Source organism: Kosakonia oryzendophytica, assembly GCF_027886705.1.
Classification (GTDB): domain Bacteria; phylum Pseudomonadota; class Gammaproteobacteria; order Enterobacterales; family Enterobacteriaceae; genus Kosakonia; species Kosakonia oryzendophytica.
This window is the reverse complement of the sequence record NZ_CP115659.1, coordinates 3,655,664-3,670,853: the sequence shown is the minus strand read 5'-3', so window position 1 is coordinate 3,670,853 and position 15,190 is coordinate 3,655,664. Positions and strand designations below refer to the sequence as shown.

The following is a 15,190-nucleotide window of genomic DNA, read 5'->3' as shown; positions in this document are numbered from 1 at the left end:
TTATCCTCTCAGTTCCTGCTGTGCCAGCGGTTGAAGCGTACCCTGATAGCGGGCAAGGTCGGGACGGTATGCAGCCCCCGGCGCATAAGACCAGCCGACGTCGGTGGCCACCTTCGTGGTGCCGGTATTGAAGGTGGCGACGTTCTGCATCTCGCCTGTTTTCTCTGAAACCAGCTTCAGCTCCCATCCCATGGCTGAGCCAGAACCTGACACCTTCAGGCCACGGGCACGCACATCCGCCGCGCTCAGGGCAATCACACCACAGCGGCAGCGCCAGCCGTTCGGTGGGTAGAACGCCTGCCAGAACGGGTCATCATAGCGCAGTACCAGACCATGCAGCGCCAGATGGCTCTTGCGGGTATGGCTGTCGTTGATGCCGGTATACATCCAGTACGGCCTGTCGTCGACGTTCTCCATCTGCTCAGCCCAGCGACCGGCGCTGTAGAGTACGGACATATTGGTGCGAAAGATGGTGTCGAGCCGCCACGGGCTGCCCTGCTGGATGGTGACCGGCTCGCCCGTTACCGGGTCGGTGGTGTCACGTGGCCCCCACCATCCCTTACGCTGCAGCTCCGGCTCCAGCTCCTGCCGGAACCAGCGGCCTGTTTTTCCTTCATCGACAGCCTGCTGCAGTGCCCCGCGAATATCTTCCAGGATATCAAGGCGGGTCACTTTGGCGACGGTAAAGGCGCGGGCATGGGCATCCTGCCACATCTCCTCCCAGTCCCACGTGAAGCTATACCCTTTGGACTTCAGGTAACTGATAGCCCGTTTGGGGGGCAACGTCATGCAGTACCCCAGTTCAGCCGTTGTCACGCTCATGCAGACGCCCCCAGACAGTTGCAACAAACATAATCCGTGCCAGCCGTTCCTGCAGGTCTTCAGCGTTCATCTGAGGGTACAGCTCGGCCAGTTCGCCCAGCAGCTCAGACGGGTTGACGCCATCTTCAACCCGCTTAAACAGAGGAGCCAGTACGGGTTCCAGCGTGCCATTTAACGCGCCTCCGTTCATCAGAATATCCAGCGCGTCGTCCAGGGCCTGCTGTGCCTGAATATCGGCATCAATGGCCTCGGCAAATGACAGCGGCAGCATGTTCTTCTGGCGTTCTGACGGTGGTGCCTCGTCAATATCGCCGTCCTGCAGCTGGTACTCACGCTTGAAGTATTGCGGGGTGAAGACCACACCGGCGCGGCTGAGTTTCTCGTCGCGGGTTGCCTGGGTATCGTCGACCGTTCCCTGTTCCCACATCTTCCAGACGGGGCTGGCCACATCGCCAAAGTTCATTGATACCGCCATCCTGATGGCCTGATTCACCGCGCTTTCCACGATATCAGCATCAGCGTCACGGATATCATCGGTAACCTCCAGTCCGGCCTGCGCGGAGGCGCGGTTACTGTTGGCCTCGGTGGTCTGGTTCTGCCCCAGCAGGGCGATGGAGATTTCACTGCGGGCAAGCGTTATCAGGTTCTGATAAATATCGCTGCTGTCGGCCTTGCCTGCGGCCTCCTTAATTTCAATGGAGGAATCGTCAGGGATAGCGGCCACCGCGTCTTCCACCATTGCCTCCATGGAATCCAGCAGCAGGTCAATCTCGCCCTGGGCCGTCCCGCGCGGATGCTTGCCGATGACCCACGGTGAGCCGTACTTCTCGGCAAAACGCACCCAGAATTTCATGCCGCCTTTTTTGAAGGTCACGGGCCAGAAGCACATCGACAAATCAGGGAAGCCATACGGGTTGTCGTAGGTCGCATCCTGACGCGGTACCACGAACTTGTTCAGCGGTACCGGCTCGCCTTCCAGCCCGGAGTCCTTGGCGCGAAAGCGCAGCAGGTTGTCATTATCGAACTGGAACCACTCTGGCGGCTTGCCCACAATATCGGCAATGGCCCAGGATTTAACAGAACGCCCCCACATGACCTCACAGGGCTGATACCCGTAGAGAACGGCGTCGGTCATCTCGCCGATGATGCGGGACAAATCCAGATCATCGAGCATATCCCGGATGAAGCTGAATACCCGCGCCGGGGCATGACCGCGCTCAAGACCACGCTCCAGCGACTTGACCGCCGCCTTACGCCTGCGGATGCAGCCGCCGACCAGCGGGTCGGTACGCAGCTCGCGATAGATGCGGATATCCCGGCCCTGAGATTTCAGAATGGGGTCAGGGTTAGGCAGGTACATCCCCAGCCCGAAGAAGTCGATGGAGCGGCTGCGCGAGGCGATCTGCTCCGTCAGCGTTTTATTGGGTTCGGCAAATTTGACGAACTCACTGGGTGAAACCCAGAGTCCACGGGCCATCAGTAATCCTCCAGCATACGGGCCGCCTGACGACGACGGCGTGAGCTTGCCTTCACCGGCCCTTTGTTAATTTCACGGCTGGCGAAGTACGCCAGCGCCAGCGCGATGGCTGAATCCCCGTGACGTTTGCCACTGTCAGACTTCGCTTTTGAGCGCTGTTCCGGCACGCGGGGAACGCCGTTTACCACCTGAACGGCCCGCAGGTCATCCAGCGTGTCTTCATCCTTCGGTAAATCCACCAGGTTGCCATCTTCCAGCGCAGCTTTGACCGGCGGCATATGCTCGCGATACCAGTTTTCAGTTGGCATCACCTGCTTAACCCGGCTGGAGCCGTAGCGCTGCATGGCGTATTCGGCGAGGTAAGAGCCGTTACCACGGGCATCAAGCGCCGCGCCCATCAGGTTTGGCAGGCCATCCATCAGGTACCAGGCGATTTGCTCCTGCTGTTTGAACGGCACGTTACGCAGCTCCAGCACGAACGGCACGCGGCGAACCAGGTTCTTCTCCTGCAGCAGGGGATAGTCCACCGACAGGTCACCGCTGCGGCCAAAGTCGCGCCCCAGGAAAGAACGTGCGTCAGCAGGCAGCGCCTCCAGCAACGGTTTCAGATGTGTATCAAGCCACTCCTGCGTCTCGCTCCAGCGGACATCATCGGGCTTCAGCTCGTAACCCTCCGGGCAGGTCAGGCGCAACACCGGCGTGCCAGCTGACATACGGGACTCAATCAGGGCGCGGGACAGCCAGGCTCCGCCACCGTTGGCCGGAACACAGTCAAGCTCCTCCGATGCACCGGCACCGTAGAATTTGTATACCGATGCCATCCACGCCTGCTCGGACGCTTCCGACCATTCTTTCCCGGTACGCAGGCAGACGCGGTGGAACAGTCCCTCGGACACAGCCTCCTGAAAAGTAATGCGATGTACGCTGCCCCCCTGACGCCCGGCCCGGATATCACCGATAAGCGTATTGAACGGGTTATCGTCACCGTCATGGGTGGAAATAACGCGCACTTTACCGCCCCAGATAAGCATCGCCAGCGCCGCCTTCAGCAGTTCGTCCAGTTGCTCATGGAACGCCGCTTCGTCGATAACGATGATGCCCTGACGGCCACGCAGGTTAGACGGGCGACTTGAGAGCGCGACAACGCGGAAGCCGGAGTCAGGGAATTTGATGGTGTAGGTCTTGATGTGCTTGTCGTCTTCGTCCTCCTCCCAGAAACCCTCTTCGATTTCACTGGCGGCATAGTTGAATGCCCGCGCCCACATCGCACACGCCTGGATATATTCGACGGTCATGTCCTGGTTATAGGCGATGTAATACACGTTCATCCCGCCCGCAGGCGCTGAAGAGGCAGCGGTCAGCACATCATCGGACGCCTCAGCCCAGGTGATACCGGTACGGCGGCTCTTCTCAATCACCTTAAGCGGAGACGTGTCAGCCACCCAGCGCTGCTGGTAGGGCATCAGAACGGCGGGGATATCCAGCGCCGAGGTATCAGGCAAAATGGGAGCAAGCTGGCTCATGTGGCAATCCCCAGAATTTCACGACGCAGCGCCTGTACCGCATCGGTTGACAGTCCCCCCTTACGGGCAATTTTCTCGGCGTTGCTGGCCGCCTGCTGCGCTCTGGCCCGGACTTCAGACTGGAACTTCTTGAGGTTGACGGACGCGCGGGACAGCGTGGCCACGTTCTTCGCCACCTTCGACAGCAGCGCCACCCGCTCTTTAGGGTCGACTTCGCCTTCTTCCGCTTCCTGCAGCTGGACGATGCTCTCGAACAGCTCGGTCTGAATCAGGGCGATCACCGCCTCCGAACGTGCATCCTGATTCGTCAGCCGCACCTTCGGTCAGCATCCGGGCCGCTTCGGTGGCCGCACGGATAGCGCCATAGCGGCGCTCAATCTTCTGGCCATAGCGATGGATAGCCGATTTGCTGATGACGTAACCCTGCTCACGCAGCAGTGACTCCAGCTCGTTATACCCACTGAAGCCGGATTCAGTCAGCGCCCGCTCAAGCCAGCGACGCACGTCTTCCGGCAGCTTTTCTATCGTGCTGCGTCTGGCCATCATTCACTCCTGTACTTTTTCCGGGCGGGCGATACCGGGGCCGCATTCCACGGTGTATTCCACCAGGTCAACGCCGAGGCGGGTCAGGTCGGCAAACCAGTCGCCGGAGGGTTTTTTTCTCCAGATCAACCATCTTGCGGTCAGCCAGAATAATCCAGCTCACGGCGCGCAGCTCAGCGGCGTGGTGTCCCCTGGTAGATGGCGCGGGACACGTCCAGCAGCAGCGTCTCGCTGGCGGTGTACGGGCGGGTTTTGTTCAGAGCAACCAGCAGACTCCAGCGCAGGGATTCCCGGCGCACGCGGGCGATATCAACCATGGTGACCTCCTGTATGACGGTACTGCTGTACCACTTCCAGCTTGTTGTAGAGTGCGTCCAGCTTGGCCTCGATGACCGTCTGGCCACGGATGTAATCCTCGCGGCGGACGTAGTTCAGCGGTAAATCCGCCTTAAACCGCATAAATTCTTTTTCCAGCTCGCCCCAGTTGGAGGCGGACTGTTGTAACGACTGCTCAAGGGAGGCGAACCGCGCCGCCTGACGCTCTTCCGCTTTACTGAACAGCCACTTGGCCATACCGCCGACAAAGCTCATGAAGGTGATGAGAAAGCCCACCACCGTCCAGAATTCAACCTGCAACGTCATTTCTGTAATCCTTCCCGTTCGTCCAGCAGTTGGTTTATCTGGCTGCGCCAGATGCGGCACTGCTTCGCGTTGTCGATGATGTTGGCGAGGACATCACGCTGGGAGACGCCTGAGTCGCGTAGCCAGGCGTCAGCGGCTTCAGGTTGCCCGGACGCTGCGCCAGTGCCGGTGCCAGAGGCGGCAGTTGTGTCTGAATGACCGGTGCCGACGGATGCGTTGTCATATCCGAGCGAGGCGTTGTACTGGCGCACGAAACCGCGAGTAAACACGCACTCAATGGGATGGCTCTTGCCTTTTTCATCAATCCAGCGCTGTGTGACATCGTTAATTTGCCCCTGTAGTTGTTTGTTCTGGCTCTCAAGCTGAGCAATCTGCTCAAGGTAACTGGCTTCAGCCTGCTGCCCGGCGGCAACCTGCTCCTGATACCGTTTTGCCCAGGCCCGCAGCGCAGCGTTCTCAAGCGTTGCCTGCTCCGTTTTGTACGTGTCGAATGCTGACTGCAGCCGACTGAGCGCTGCGTCACCGTCACGTTTTGCGTCCTCAGAACCGTCGTGATAGCCCCAGCGGTTCAATCCATAAAGAGCAGCCACCAGAACAAGCGCCAGCACCATGCCGCGCCACGGTAATCTTTTAACCAGGTTCCACACAGCTGCTGCCTCCCCATGTGAGATAGCGCGGAGCCAGCTCCCGCAGGATACGCTGCGGGTAGTGGCGGTTCTCCCGCCAGTTGGCAGCGCTGCGCCCGGCATTCACCGTGGCGACATGACCAAACCAGCGGGTGCTGTCCAGCCCCTGCTGCGTGGCCAGCCGCTTGTCCCGCTGTACCCAGCCCAGACCTCCGTTATAGCCCGACAGCGTCATGGCCATACGTTCGCAGCCGTTGGCGGCGCTGACGCGCTGCCACAGCCAGCGGTCATAGCTGACCAGCGCCCGGATGGCCCACGCCGGGTTAAACGGCTCGCGGCTGTTCAGCCCCGGCATCAGTTGGCTTATCCAGTCAGCGGTGGCGGGCATAAACTGCGCCAGCCCCTGAGCGCCAACCGGCGAGACCGCATCAGGTCGCCAGCCGCTTTCCTGATGCAGCTGTGCGCCGAAGTCAGCCACCGGCGCAGACATTCCCCATTCAAGCCGGGCATTACGGATCACATCGTCGCGATACTGCAGCGCGGCCTGCGGTGGCTGGGCTGCGCGGGCCTGACTGAAGAAGCCGCCACACCAGAGCAGCCAGGCAATAACCAGGTTGCCAGCGAGCTGCCACCAGAAGCTGTATTTATCGTTGCGTGGCTCGCCATGCTTAATGGCGGTTACGCCCAGACCAAAGGCAAGCAGGATGATGAGGGTGATTTGAGGCCAGTTCATGATTACAGCCCCGTCGCTACGGCCAGACAGACTGCGGCAACAATCAGCGCACGGCGGATTAGCGCAGCGGAAAAGACCAGGTGAAGGCCAGTCTGGACGGGGAAGCGACCATCAGCCATCAGCCTGTCATCATGCTTCAGGTACTGACCGGGACGGGCTTTGGGGAAAAGCGAACGGTCAAGCCAGTAGCCCAATACTGCCGCCAGCGTGATGAGTGACAGCTTGTAGACAACCACCGGCAGTTGCTGGGGCGATACAAGACCGATGGTGCCGAGCAGCAGCACTGAGGTCAGCAGCCAGCCGCTAAGACGGGGCTTTTTAACAGGGGGGATGAATTTTTTCAGGTTTTTCATGAGCGTCTCCTTGTGTAGTGGAGACAGCATCACAAATGGTCGGGGAAAGGGATTTTAAACAGCGTTAATAGTGAGGATGCGGACGTGAACCGCATGATGGCTTTGAAAGAACGACCAGCCCGGTGCGGTAACACCAGGCTGGTCATCAACCCACAGGTATGCACTGTGAGCCGACCAGGGTTCAGTCAGTCTCGCGAGACCAGACTAGCCTGCCATATTTTCATTGATTGCAAAAGGCTTACGGATAATGAAAGAACAATCTTTACCCATCGTCCCATGGATTGGTGGTAAACGTCGTCTGGCGAAGCATATTTTACCGTTGTTTCCGGCCCATACCTGCTATGTGGAGCCGTTCTGCGGGGCAGCTGCGCTCTATTTCCTAAAGACTCCCAGCAAGACCGAAGTCATTAACGATATCAACGGGGAACTGGTGAACCTCTATCGGGTGGTCAAGCATCATCTGGAAGAATTTATTCGCCAGTTTAAATGGGCGCTGGTCAGCCGTCAGATATACAAGTGGCTGCAGGATACGCCGGAAGAAACGCTCACTGACATTCAGCGGGCGGCCCGGTTCTACTACCTACAGAAACAGGCGTTTGGAGGCAAGGTCGCCGATCACACGTTCGGGACCTCTACAACCAGTGCGCCGCGCTTCAATCTCCTGCGTATTGAGGAAGAACTGTCGATGGCACACCTGCGCCTGTCCAGAACGCTGATAGAACATCTGGACTGGCACCAGTGCATAGAGAGATATGATCGCCCGCATACGCTGTTCTACTGTGACCCACCGTACTGGGGAACGGAAGGCTATGGTGTAGAGTTCGGGCTGGAAAACTATGAGCACATGGCAGATTTGGCGCACAGGATCAAAGGGAAGATGATTATATCGGTGAACGATATCCCGGAAATGCGACAGGCATTCAATGGTCTGAACATGCTGTCGGTTGATATCAGCTACAACCTTAAGGTAACTGGCAAATCCAGTCGCAAGAAGGAACTCATTATTCTCAATTTTTGACCGAATGATAAGACTTCATGCAGTCAATCAAGTACTGCATGAAGTCAAGAGCTGGCTTTGTGTACCAAAAATAAACCGTGATCGCAGTGATGATTCCCATAACCAGAACACCGCGGATGATCCAGAACGTACGTTTCTGCGTCGCTAGTCGTGCAGAAATACTGCGAAATACACCAGCTACATCATCTTTGATGAAAGAATATTCTTTATTAATCTGCTTTTCTTTGTATTCAATTTCTTCGCCCAAGGCCTTTATAGATTGCATCTGGTTTGAAAGTGCCAGCCAGATTAACGTCGCAGCAAAAATGCATCCCAGAAGGATTATCGTGTTTGTTATCCCCTGGCCCGACCATCTCGTAGCTACTTTGAATTGGGTAGCCACAATAACTGAGGCAACAGGAATGCCAAGTATATGGTTCTGGATATCCGAAAACGCCTTGTGGATTTTACCCATTTCTTCGACTTTTGCGGCACGCAACTGATCCATGACTTTGTCATAAGAGAATCCAGAAGAGTATATACGATACCCTTTCAAGAACTTTTCATGCAGACGCTGAATATTGTCCAGTAAAAATGCGAATACTCGTGGTGAATCAACTCCATCACTAACGGCCTGGATACTTTCAATCAGAATATCCAGCTTCTGATCCTTATGGGTATCATCGTTGAAACAAGCTAAAAGATTATCAAGATGCTCACGATGCAAATTTTGTACGTTTTCAGCAGCGAAGTGTGGCAATAGCTTGATAACTTCTTTTTTCAGAAAAACCAGCTGACAAGTTGAGCTGTCAAAGTAGGCAGCGGCCTCTTTTAGCAGGTTAACGAACTCCAGAATCTTCCGGTAATTGCTGATGAAAACGGGGATATCTTCATCATCATTACGAAATTTTGTTTCAAGAATGAAGTAATTAGCTGGTTCCAGGCACTGATGCTTTGGAGCATTTAGTAATTTTTCGTGTGTGGCAAACACAAGTCCCAGTCCACTCCGTGGTGGCGTAACACGTAGGTTGATCGTGTTGCCTGGAGCGACAGTCCCTGTATCAATAGAAAGCCCATACTCACGTGGATCATCAAGCAAGGTATTCATCTGGTCACAATCTGACTGATCTGAGAGCAACAGCGTACCGACGCGGAACTCCTCCTGGAATACCATGCGACGGTACAGTGCTGTCAGCATCTCAAACGAAATCGTCACGATTAAACCTCTGTCATCCACATTTCCCTGAACTCATCAGGCACATTACGTAGGGTGATAATATTTGTTGCCGGATCATAATCAATATAGCCTTCAGTTTTCCCTTCCCGGTCAAACTTAAGCTCCCAGTATTTGGACTTGCCTTTAAAAGATACCAAAGCGCGGATGACGCGACCATCAGGAACAAAGCCATCCGATAACTCCAGCTCTTCGGCAGCAAGTTTACCAGATAACTCCTCTGGAGCCTGAGGCCAAACGGCATTAACAAAGGTTTCCAGACTAAGTGGCTCATTAGCCTTACTTAACGCATGTAAGTGTTCAAACGCGCTCTTAAGAAACGCGTCTTTTTCAGCGCCGTCAAGCTCTTTCTCTGCTGCAAATGCTTTTAAAACGTCACGTAACTTTTCAGACTCTCGTTTGGCGATTAAAACATCATTACAGCCGAGGAACTGTTTAAAGTAGTTTGAAACATTCCCTTGTCCCTTAAGAAAACTGATATAGCGTTCTGCATCACTTTTCCATGCGGTTAAGTCAATGCGCCCAGCCATGCGCAGCTTAGCGATATCAAGATAGGTACTGTCCTGGATGTTAAAATCATCAGTGACAGTTGACCCGATGGTGGCACTCACAATAGCTATCAGCAGGTGTTCATTGTGTCCTATCACGATGTTTGCATAAAGAACATAACCACCAGTCGCCATGTTTTCTCGCTGTGAGCGTTCCGTCAGGTGATGCATCATCCGGCAGGAACTTTGGTAGAAATCATCAACACCTTCCAGAAAATCCCCAGCCATTCGCTCCATCGGATAGTTATCCGTATCGCCTTCAAAATAGCCATAACCTTTACCTGTGCGTCCTGCGTATTTTGCACAGATATCGTTTATAAGGCGCTGGGAGGCCTCAGTAACCAGTCCTTCTTCAGGACTCAATCTCTCAAAAGCGTCTCCATTTTGTTGCTTGTCCAAAATGTGGACTACGACGTGTTTAACTTCAATGGCCTGCTCAGACATTGACTATTCACCTTATTTTTTATTGTTAAATGGCAAACACTTACTGCTGTGTGTTCTCGTTAGGAACACATTAACCCACATTTTTTAACCGCTCAATCGTTGCGGATAATTCCTTCAGTTGTTTTTCCATCTCAATCACACGCTGTTTTTCTTCAGCGCCTCGCATGAGGTCTCGCCGAACCTCAGGATCTAACTGGTTTAGAAGTTCAAGCATTTTAAGGTCTGACTGGCTGAATTGATGCTGTGTTGGCACAGCGATAATTTCTTCAGATGGAATCTGTTCTCTACCAGTAAGAAGCCAATCTATTGATATACCCAAATGAGTGCTTAACGCAACAAGAGCCTCCGCATTGGGTTCTCTCTCACCACGCAGATAGTTTTGAAGTGAGCGATATGGAATTTTTGACAGGTCAGACAATGCTTTAATCGTCAACCCCTTAGTATCCATCGCTTCGCGCAATCTCTCTTTTATACTCATTTGAACATATCTCAATTTGACATACCCGTTTGGGTGCGTACAATAGACCCAATAGAGTACATCATAACCCAACAGGAACACGGTGCATATGAACAAACAACAAGTTCGGGCACGGCTGGTTGAACGAGGCAGTAGCCTGCGCCAGTTTGCGCTTAACGCGGGCTATGAGCCACGAACAGTCACCCAGGCTGTCAGCCGCTGGGCAGGCAAAAGCGAACTTCCACGCGGTCGTTTGACTTATCGGATTTTGCGAGACCTTTCGGTCGCAATAGGCAAAGAAGTTACCCCCGGCATCCTCAAGGAGGCGTCATGAGTAAACCAAATACATCAAGCTCAGGTACCCGTATTTTGCGTGTCCTTAAGGCTTTACGCGGTCATGCTCTGAACGGTGTTTCTAACGGTGAACTGGCATCAGCTCTGGGCGAGTCCCCGGCGAATATCAATCGGGCGCTCAATACCCTTATAGAAGAAGGACTGGCGCTGAAACTGGATAACGGACGTTTCGCCCCTGGAGTCCAGCTCTTACAAATCGCCATGGCTCATAGCAACGAGATGGCGCGGGCACAGGATCGTATCAATGAAATTAACCAGCGTGTTATGGCTGGTAGTCGCTAAGGAGTTGAAATGGGACGCACAAAATCACAACCAGTTGAATTAGTGGAAGATGCACCGCTGACCGATGGTCTCAGTGTCAATCTTAATGCTATGTCCGAACATCGCCTCGAAATCATGAAGCAGTTTGGTGATGGGCTGCCGTATGAACGTGATCGAATTGTCCATGAAACACGTTTTTACATGGCTCAGAGTGCTGAAGCCATGCTGGAGGCGGGTAAGCGACTGGTAATTCTCAAAGAAAATGAACCGCATGGTGACTTCATCGACATCGTCGAGTCTCAATTATCCCTGTCCAAACGTACCGCGCAGGTGATGATGCAGGCATCACTTAAATACTTGTCTCCCAAGCTTGAACCAAAAGCGCAAGCGCTTGCGCTTTTGGGTAAAACAAAGCTGTTTGAATTGATGACGGAAGATGACGAAGACCTAGTCGAATTAGCCGATGGCGGCACGATTGCTGGTATGAATCTCGATGATATTGATCGCATGACCAGCCGCGAACTGAAGGCAGCCCTACGCGAAGCCCGCGAGACCAATGCGGCACAACAGCGCGTACTCGCTGACAAAAACGAAAAAATCGACTCTCTATCCACCAAACTGGAGAAGAAATCCCGTATTCAGCCACCCAAGCCTGACGAAGAAGTGAAGAAGCTGCGTGCGGAAGTTACAGCGTTAGCGGTTGAGGCGGAATCTGCCATCGCCGTTCGACTGTCCAGCGCCTTTGAAACCCTGTGCGCATACTGTGCTGAAAATATGATTGATACCCCCAGAGACTTTATGGCCGGTCTGGTCTGCCAGCTGGAAAGCACCGCGCGTAGCCTGCGCTCCACATTTGACCTGCCGGACGAGCCGACAGGCAACGCAGCCCCTTCATGGCTGACTGACCCGACGCCAGAGATTAACGGGCAGGAGGCATAACCCATGAGTGCCGCCCTGACTGAACGACTGGTTTATGTTGCCCGCGCGGCACGTGACGCGGGGCATGGTAAGCGTGGTGCGATATATGATGCCGCCTGCGCCGAACTGGGCATGTCCCGCGCCACCCTGCTGCGCAAGCTGAAGGAGGTATCAGTGACTGACAAACGTAAAAAACGCGCCGATGCCGGGCGCAGTGCCCTGAGCCGCGACGAAGCCGCGCTGATATCTGCCACGCTACGCGAGGCCACTCGTAAGAACGGTAAGCGCCTGTATTCCATCGCGGATGCGGTGGAGACCCTGCGTTCAAACGGCTTTATCACCGCAGGCAGAACGGACGAGGCCACAGGCGAGTTTTTCCCGCTGTCCGAGGACACCATTAGCCGCGCCCTGCGTAACTATGGCCTGCACCCGGAACAGCTTGACGCACCGGCCCCTTCATCCGAGATGGCCAGCCTGCATCCCAACCACGTCTGGGAGATTGATGCCTCACTTTGTACGCTTTACTACCTGAGCAACGGCCATAAAGGGCTGCAGGTGATGGACAGCGCGAAGTTCTACAAGAACAAGCCTGCCAACATCGCCCGCATCGCCAGTGACCGCGTGTGGAGTTACGAGATTACCGACCATACCAGCGGCTGGATTTACGTTGAGTACGTGATGGGCGCGGAGTCCGGTGAGAACCTCTGTTCTGTTCTTATCAACGCCATGCAGGAACGCGGCGGCGCTGACGTGCTGCACGGCGTGCCGAAAATACTCTACCTTGATCCCGGTTCGGCGAACACCGCTGGCATGACGAAAAACATGTGCCGCTCGCTGGGCATCAATCTGATAGCGCACAAGCCGCATAACGCCCGCGCCACCGGGCAGGTGGAAAAGGCCCGTGACATTATCGAACGCAAACTGGAGCCGGGTCTCAAATTCCAGCCGGTTCATAGCCTGGACGAACTGAACGCGCTGGCGGTGAAATGGCGCAGCCACTTTAACGCCACGGCGGTCCACAGCCGCCACGGTAAAACCCGCACGGATATCTGGCTGAAGATTACTGCTGACCAGCTGAAAAAAGCGCCATCCGTTGAGGTTTGCCGCGAACAGGCGGTGGCCGCACCGGAACTCCGTAAGGTCACACCAAAACTGCGCGTCTCGTTCCGGGGCAATGAGTTTGACGTTTCGACGGTACCGGGCGTACTGGTCGGCGAAAAACTGATGATTACCCGTAACCCGTGGCGCAGCGATGTGGCGCAGGTGGTGCTGACCGGTGAGGACGGTCACGAGACGTTCTTCCTGGTCGAGGAGGTCAGGAAGAACGAGTTCGGCTTTGCCGAAAGCGCGGCGGTATTTGGCGAAAACTACAAAGCCCTGCCGGAGACCCCGGCGCAGACGGCTGCAAAAGAAATCGAAGAGCTGGTTACGGGCACCGATAACGCCGCCGATGCAGCTGCTGCACGCAAGGCGAAGGCGCTGCCGTTCGGCGGGCGACTTGACCCGTACAAACATATCGACGACACCACGCTTCCGGCCTATATGCCGAAGCGCGGTCAGGCTTCAGACGTGCGCGGGCCGCGTATTGAGCAGCTTCCGCTGACCCATGTGGAGGCGGCGAAAGCCCTGCGCGAGAAGTTTGGCGCTAACGGCCATATCTGGACGCCGGAACATTACCGCCAGTTAACGGCGCAGTACCCGGATGGCGTACCTGAAGCCGCGCTGGATGAGGTGATGGTTACCCTGACCACTCCGGCCCGCAACAGCGTTATCAGCATCGTTAACGGTAACTGAGGAGGAAGGCATGCTGGTACTGAAGCAACAACTGAAAGAGGCCCGCATCCCGCAGGCGGTGGTGGCAAGAGCCGTCGCCGTTTCCGAGGCCACGCTGGCCCAGATTGTGAACCATAACGAGTGGCCACGCACCAGCCCCGAAGAGGTACGCCAGCGTCTGGCGTTGTATCTGGAAAGTAAGGGGATTGATACAGCGAAAAGTTTTGATGCTGCACAGGGCGCTGTCACGCCCCGTACAGCGGGTACTACCGATAAAACCAACCTCAGTGAGGAAGAGAACATGTTACTCAAAAAGCAGGTGTTATTTCCAGCAACCAAAAAAGCGTTTGGCCTTTTCCGTGATCCGTTCGCCGATGAAGCCATGCAGGGCGCAGACGATGTGTTCACCACGCCGGATATCCGCTACGTGCGTGAGGCGCTGTTCCAGACCGCCCGCCATGGTGGCTTTCTGGCGGTTATCGGCGAGTCCGGTGCGGGTAAATCCACGCTGCGCCGCGACCTGATTGAACGCGTCAACCGCGAGAACGCGCCGGTGATTGTAATCGAGCCATACATTATCGCCATGGAAGACAACGACGTGAAGGGCAAAACCCTGAAGGCGGCAGCTATCGCCGAGGCCATCATCAGCACCATCGCGCCGCTGGAGAGTATCAAACGCAGCCAGGACGCCCGCTTCCGCCAGTTGCACCGCGTCCTGAAGGACAGCAGTCAGGCGGGTTTCAGCCACGTTCTGGTGATTGAGGAGGCCCACAGCCTTCCCATTCCGACGCTGAAGCACCTTAAACGCTTCTTCGAACTGGAGTCCGGCTTCAAAAAACTGCTGTCCATCGTGCTGATTGGCCAGCCTGAACTGGCGGACAAACTGTCCGAACGCAACATGGAAGTCCGTGAGGTCGTCCAGCGCTGCGAGGTGGTTGAACTGCTGCCGCTGGACAACAGCCTCGAAGAGTTTCTGACGTTCAAACTGCAACGTGCCGGTAAGCAGCTGGCCGACATCATGGACGCCAGCGCAGTGGAAGCCATCCGCGCCCGTCTGAGCAATCTGGGCAGTAGCCGTAAAAGCATGGTCAGCCTGCTGTATCCGCTGGCCGTCAGTAACCTGGTGATAGCCGCCATGAATCTGGCTGCTGAAATCGGGGTTCCGCAGGTCAACGCCGACGTCGTCAAAGGGGTTTAATCATGAAATCCATCGCCGATATCAACCAGCAGATGAGCAAGGTGCAGTCCGCCATTATGGCGCTCAACGCCATGAACACCACCGTGCAGAGCGTCATGATTGCGGGCAGTAAGCCGGTTATCCGTATCGCCCGCAACGGGCATTGTGCCCGCCTGCTGGAGCAGGGCAAAGCGAGTTATACCCATGTTGGCCATGACGGCTCAGGGCGCTTTCGTCAGGGCGTCTTTGAGTTGCATGGCTGCCGTATTACCTGGTCAGAGTCATTACATTAACCATAAGGTGAACAG

General features: G+C 55.4%; 17 protein-coding genes and 2 pseudogenes. 7 read left to right on the top strand and 12 right to left on the bottom strand.

Annotated features, from left to right (window positions below; translation table 11 throughout):
• From O9K67_RS17875 to O9K67_RS17835, 9 genes and pseudogenes are all read right to left on the bottom strand, one after another.
• Positions 1 to 822, bottom strand: coding sequence for a phage head morphogenesis protein (locus O9K67_RS17875; protein WP_061494378.1), 822 nt, complete (start codon positions 820 to 822; stop codon positions 1 to 3).
• On the bottom strand, positions 803 to 2,299 hold the full coding sequence (locus O9K67_RS17870; RefSeq protein WP_061494379.1) for a DUF935 domain-containing protein: 1,497 nt from the start codon (positions 2,297 to 2,299) through the stop codon (positions 803 to 805). The genes O9K67_RS17875 and O9K67_RS17870 overlap by 20 nt, the downstream gene beginning before the upstream one ends.
• Positions 2,299 to 3,822, bottom strand: a complete 1,524-nt coding sequence (locus O9K67_RS17865; RefSeq protein ID WP_061494380.1) for a hypothetical protein — start codon at positions 3,820 to 3,822, stop codon at positions 2,299 to 2,301. Before O9K67_RS17865 ends, O9K67_RS17870 begins: the two co-directional genes overlap by 1 nt.
• A pseudogene (locus O9K67_RS17860) lies at positions 3,819 to 4,365 on the bottom strand (DUF3486 family protein). Before O9K67_RS17860 ends, O9K67_RS17865 begins: the two are co-directional and overlap by 4 nt.
• 3 nt (positions 4,366 to 4,368) lie before the next feature.
• Positions 4,369 to 4,682, bottom strand: a pseudogene (locus O9K67_RS17855) (hypothetical protein).
• Positions 4,675 to 5,007 carry a hypothetical protein gene (locus O9K67_RS17850; RefSeq protein WP_000175096.1) on the bottom strand — a complete coding sequence of 111 codons (333 nt, stop codon included), beginning with the start codon at positions 5,005 to 5,007 and terminating at the stop codon, positions 4,675 to 4,677. The pseudogene O9K67_RS17855 and the gene O9K67_RS17850 overlap by 8 nt, the downstream one beginning before the upstream one ends.
• Positions 5,004 to 5,654 carry a hypothetical protein gene (locus O9K67_RS17845; RefSeq protein ID WP_061494382.1) on the bottom strand — a complete coding sequence of 217 codons (651 nt, stop codon included), beginning with the start codon at positions 5,652 to 5,654 and terminating at the stop codon, positions 5,004 to 5,006. Before O9K67_RS17845 ends, O9K67_RS17850 begins: the two co-directional genes overlap by 4 nt.
• On the bottom strand, positions 5,638 to 6,366 hold the full coding sequence (locus tag O9K67_RS17840) for a transglycosylase SLT domain-containing protein (RefSeq protein ID WP_061494383.1): 729 nt from the start codon (positions 6,364 to 6,366) through the stop codon (positions 5,638 to 5,640). Before O9K67_RS17840 ends, O9K67_RS17845 begins: the two co-directional genes overlap by 17 nt.
• Before the next feature lie 2 nt (positions 6,367 to 6,368).
• The gene (locus tag O9K67_RS17835) at positions 6,369 to 6,719 is read right to left on the bottom strand and encodes a putative holin (protein WP_016191696.1); all 351 of its coding nucleotides are present in this window, start codon (positions 6,717 to 6,719) and stop codon (positions 6,369 to 6,371) included.
• A gap of 247 nt (positions 6,720 to 6,966) precedes the next feature.
• On the opposite strand from O9K67_RS17835, the gene O9K67_RS17830 reads away from it, so the two are divergent.
• On the top strand, positions 6,967 to 7,737 hold the full coding sequence (locus O9K67_RS17830; protein WP_061494384.1) for a DNA adenine methylase: 771 nt from the start codon (positions 6,967 to 6,969) through the stop codon (positions 7,735 to 7,737).
• On the opposite strand, the gene O9K67_RS17825 is transcribed toward O9K67_RS17830, so the two are convergent.
• From O9K67_RS17825 to O9K67_RS17815, 3 genes are all read right to left on the bottom strand, one after another.
• Positions 7,727 to 8,932: a hypothetical protein gene (locus O9K67_RS17825; RefSeq protein ID WP_061494385.1), complete on the bottom strand. Its 1,206-nt coding sequence runs from the start codon at positions 8,930 to 8,932 to the stop codon at positions 7,727 to 7,729. The genes O9K67_RS17830 and O9K67_RS17825 overlap by 11 nt on opposite strands.
• Before the next feature lie 2 nt (positions 8,933 to 8,934).
• Complete coding sequence (locus O9K67_RS17820; protein WP_061494386.1) at positions 8,935 to 9,942, bottom strand: nucleoid-associated protein; 1,008 nt, start codon at positions 9,940 to 9,942, stop codon at positions 8,935 to 8,937.
• Between the two features lie 70 nt (positions 9,943 to 10,012).
• Entirely contained in the window at positions 10,013 to 10,420 is a 408-nt protein-coding gene (locus O9K67_RS17815; protein WP_061494387.1) for a helix-turn-helix domain-containing protein, read from the bottom strand.
• Positions 10,421 to 10,508: 88 nt separating this feature from the next.
• Here O9K67_RS17815 and O9K67_RS17810 point away from each other — a divergent pair, with 88 nt between their 5' ends.
• The 6 genes from O9K67_RS17810 to O9K67_RS17785 are packed head-to-tail and all read left to right on the top strand — an operon-like array spanning position 10,509 to position 15,175.
• Positions 10,509 to 10,733: a hypothetical protein gene (locus O9K67_RS17810; protein ID WP_001041677.1), complete on the top strand. Its 225-nt coding sequence runs from the start codon at positions 10,509 to 10,511 to the stop codon at positions 10,731 to 10,733.
• Complete coding sequence (locus tag O9K67_RS17805) at positions 10,730 to 11,035, top strand: helix-turn-helix domain-containing protein (protein WP_061494388.1); 306 nt, start codon at positions 10,730 to 10,732, stop codon at positions 11,033 to 11,035. Before O9K67_RS17810 ends, O9K67_RS17805 begins: the two co-directional genes overlap by 4 nt.
• A 9-nt stretch (positions 11,036 to 11,044) precedes the next feature.
• Positions 11,045 to 11,953 carry a DUF3102 domain-containing protein gene (locus O9K67_RS17800; RefSeq protein ID WP_061494389.1) on the top strand — a complete coding sequence of 303 codons (909 nt, stop codon included), beginning with the start codon at positions 11,045 to 11,047 and terminating at the stop codon, positions 11,951 to 11,953.
• A 3-nt stretch (positions 11,954 to 11,956) separates the two neighbouring features.
• Positions 11,957 to 13,726, top strand: a complete 1,770-nt coding sequence (locus O9K67_RS17795) for a DDE-type integrase/transposase/recombinase (RefSeq protein WP_271044609.1) — start codon at positions 11,957 to 11,959, stop codon at positions 13,724 to 13,726.
• 10 nt (positions 13,727 to 13,736) lie between these two features.
• Positions 13,737 to 14,903 carry an ExeA family protein gene (locus tag O9K67_RS17790; protein WP_011410679.1) on the top strand — a complete coding sequence of 389 codons (1,167 nt, stop codon included), beginning with the start codon at positions 13,737 to 13,739 and terminating at the stop codon, positions 14,901 to 14,903.
• A gap of 2 nt (positions 14,904 to 14,905) precedes the next feature.
• The gene (locus O9K67_RS17785) at positions 14,906 to 15,175 is read left to right on the top strand and encodes a hypothetical protein (RefSeq protein WP_023214064.1); all 270 of its coding nucleotides are present in this window, start codon (positions 14,906 to 14,908) and stop codon (positions 15,173 to 15,175) included.
• Positions 15,176 to 15,190 lie beyond the last annotated feature (15 nt).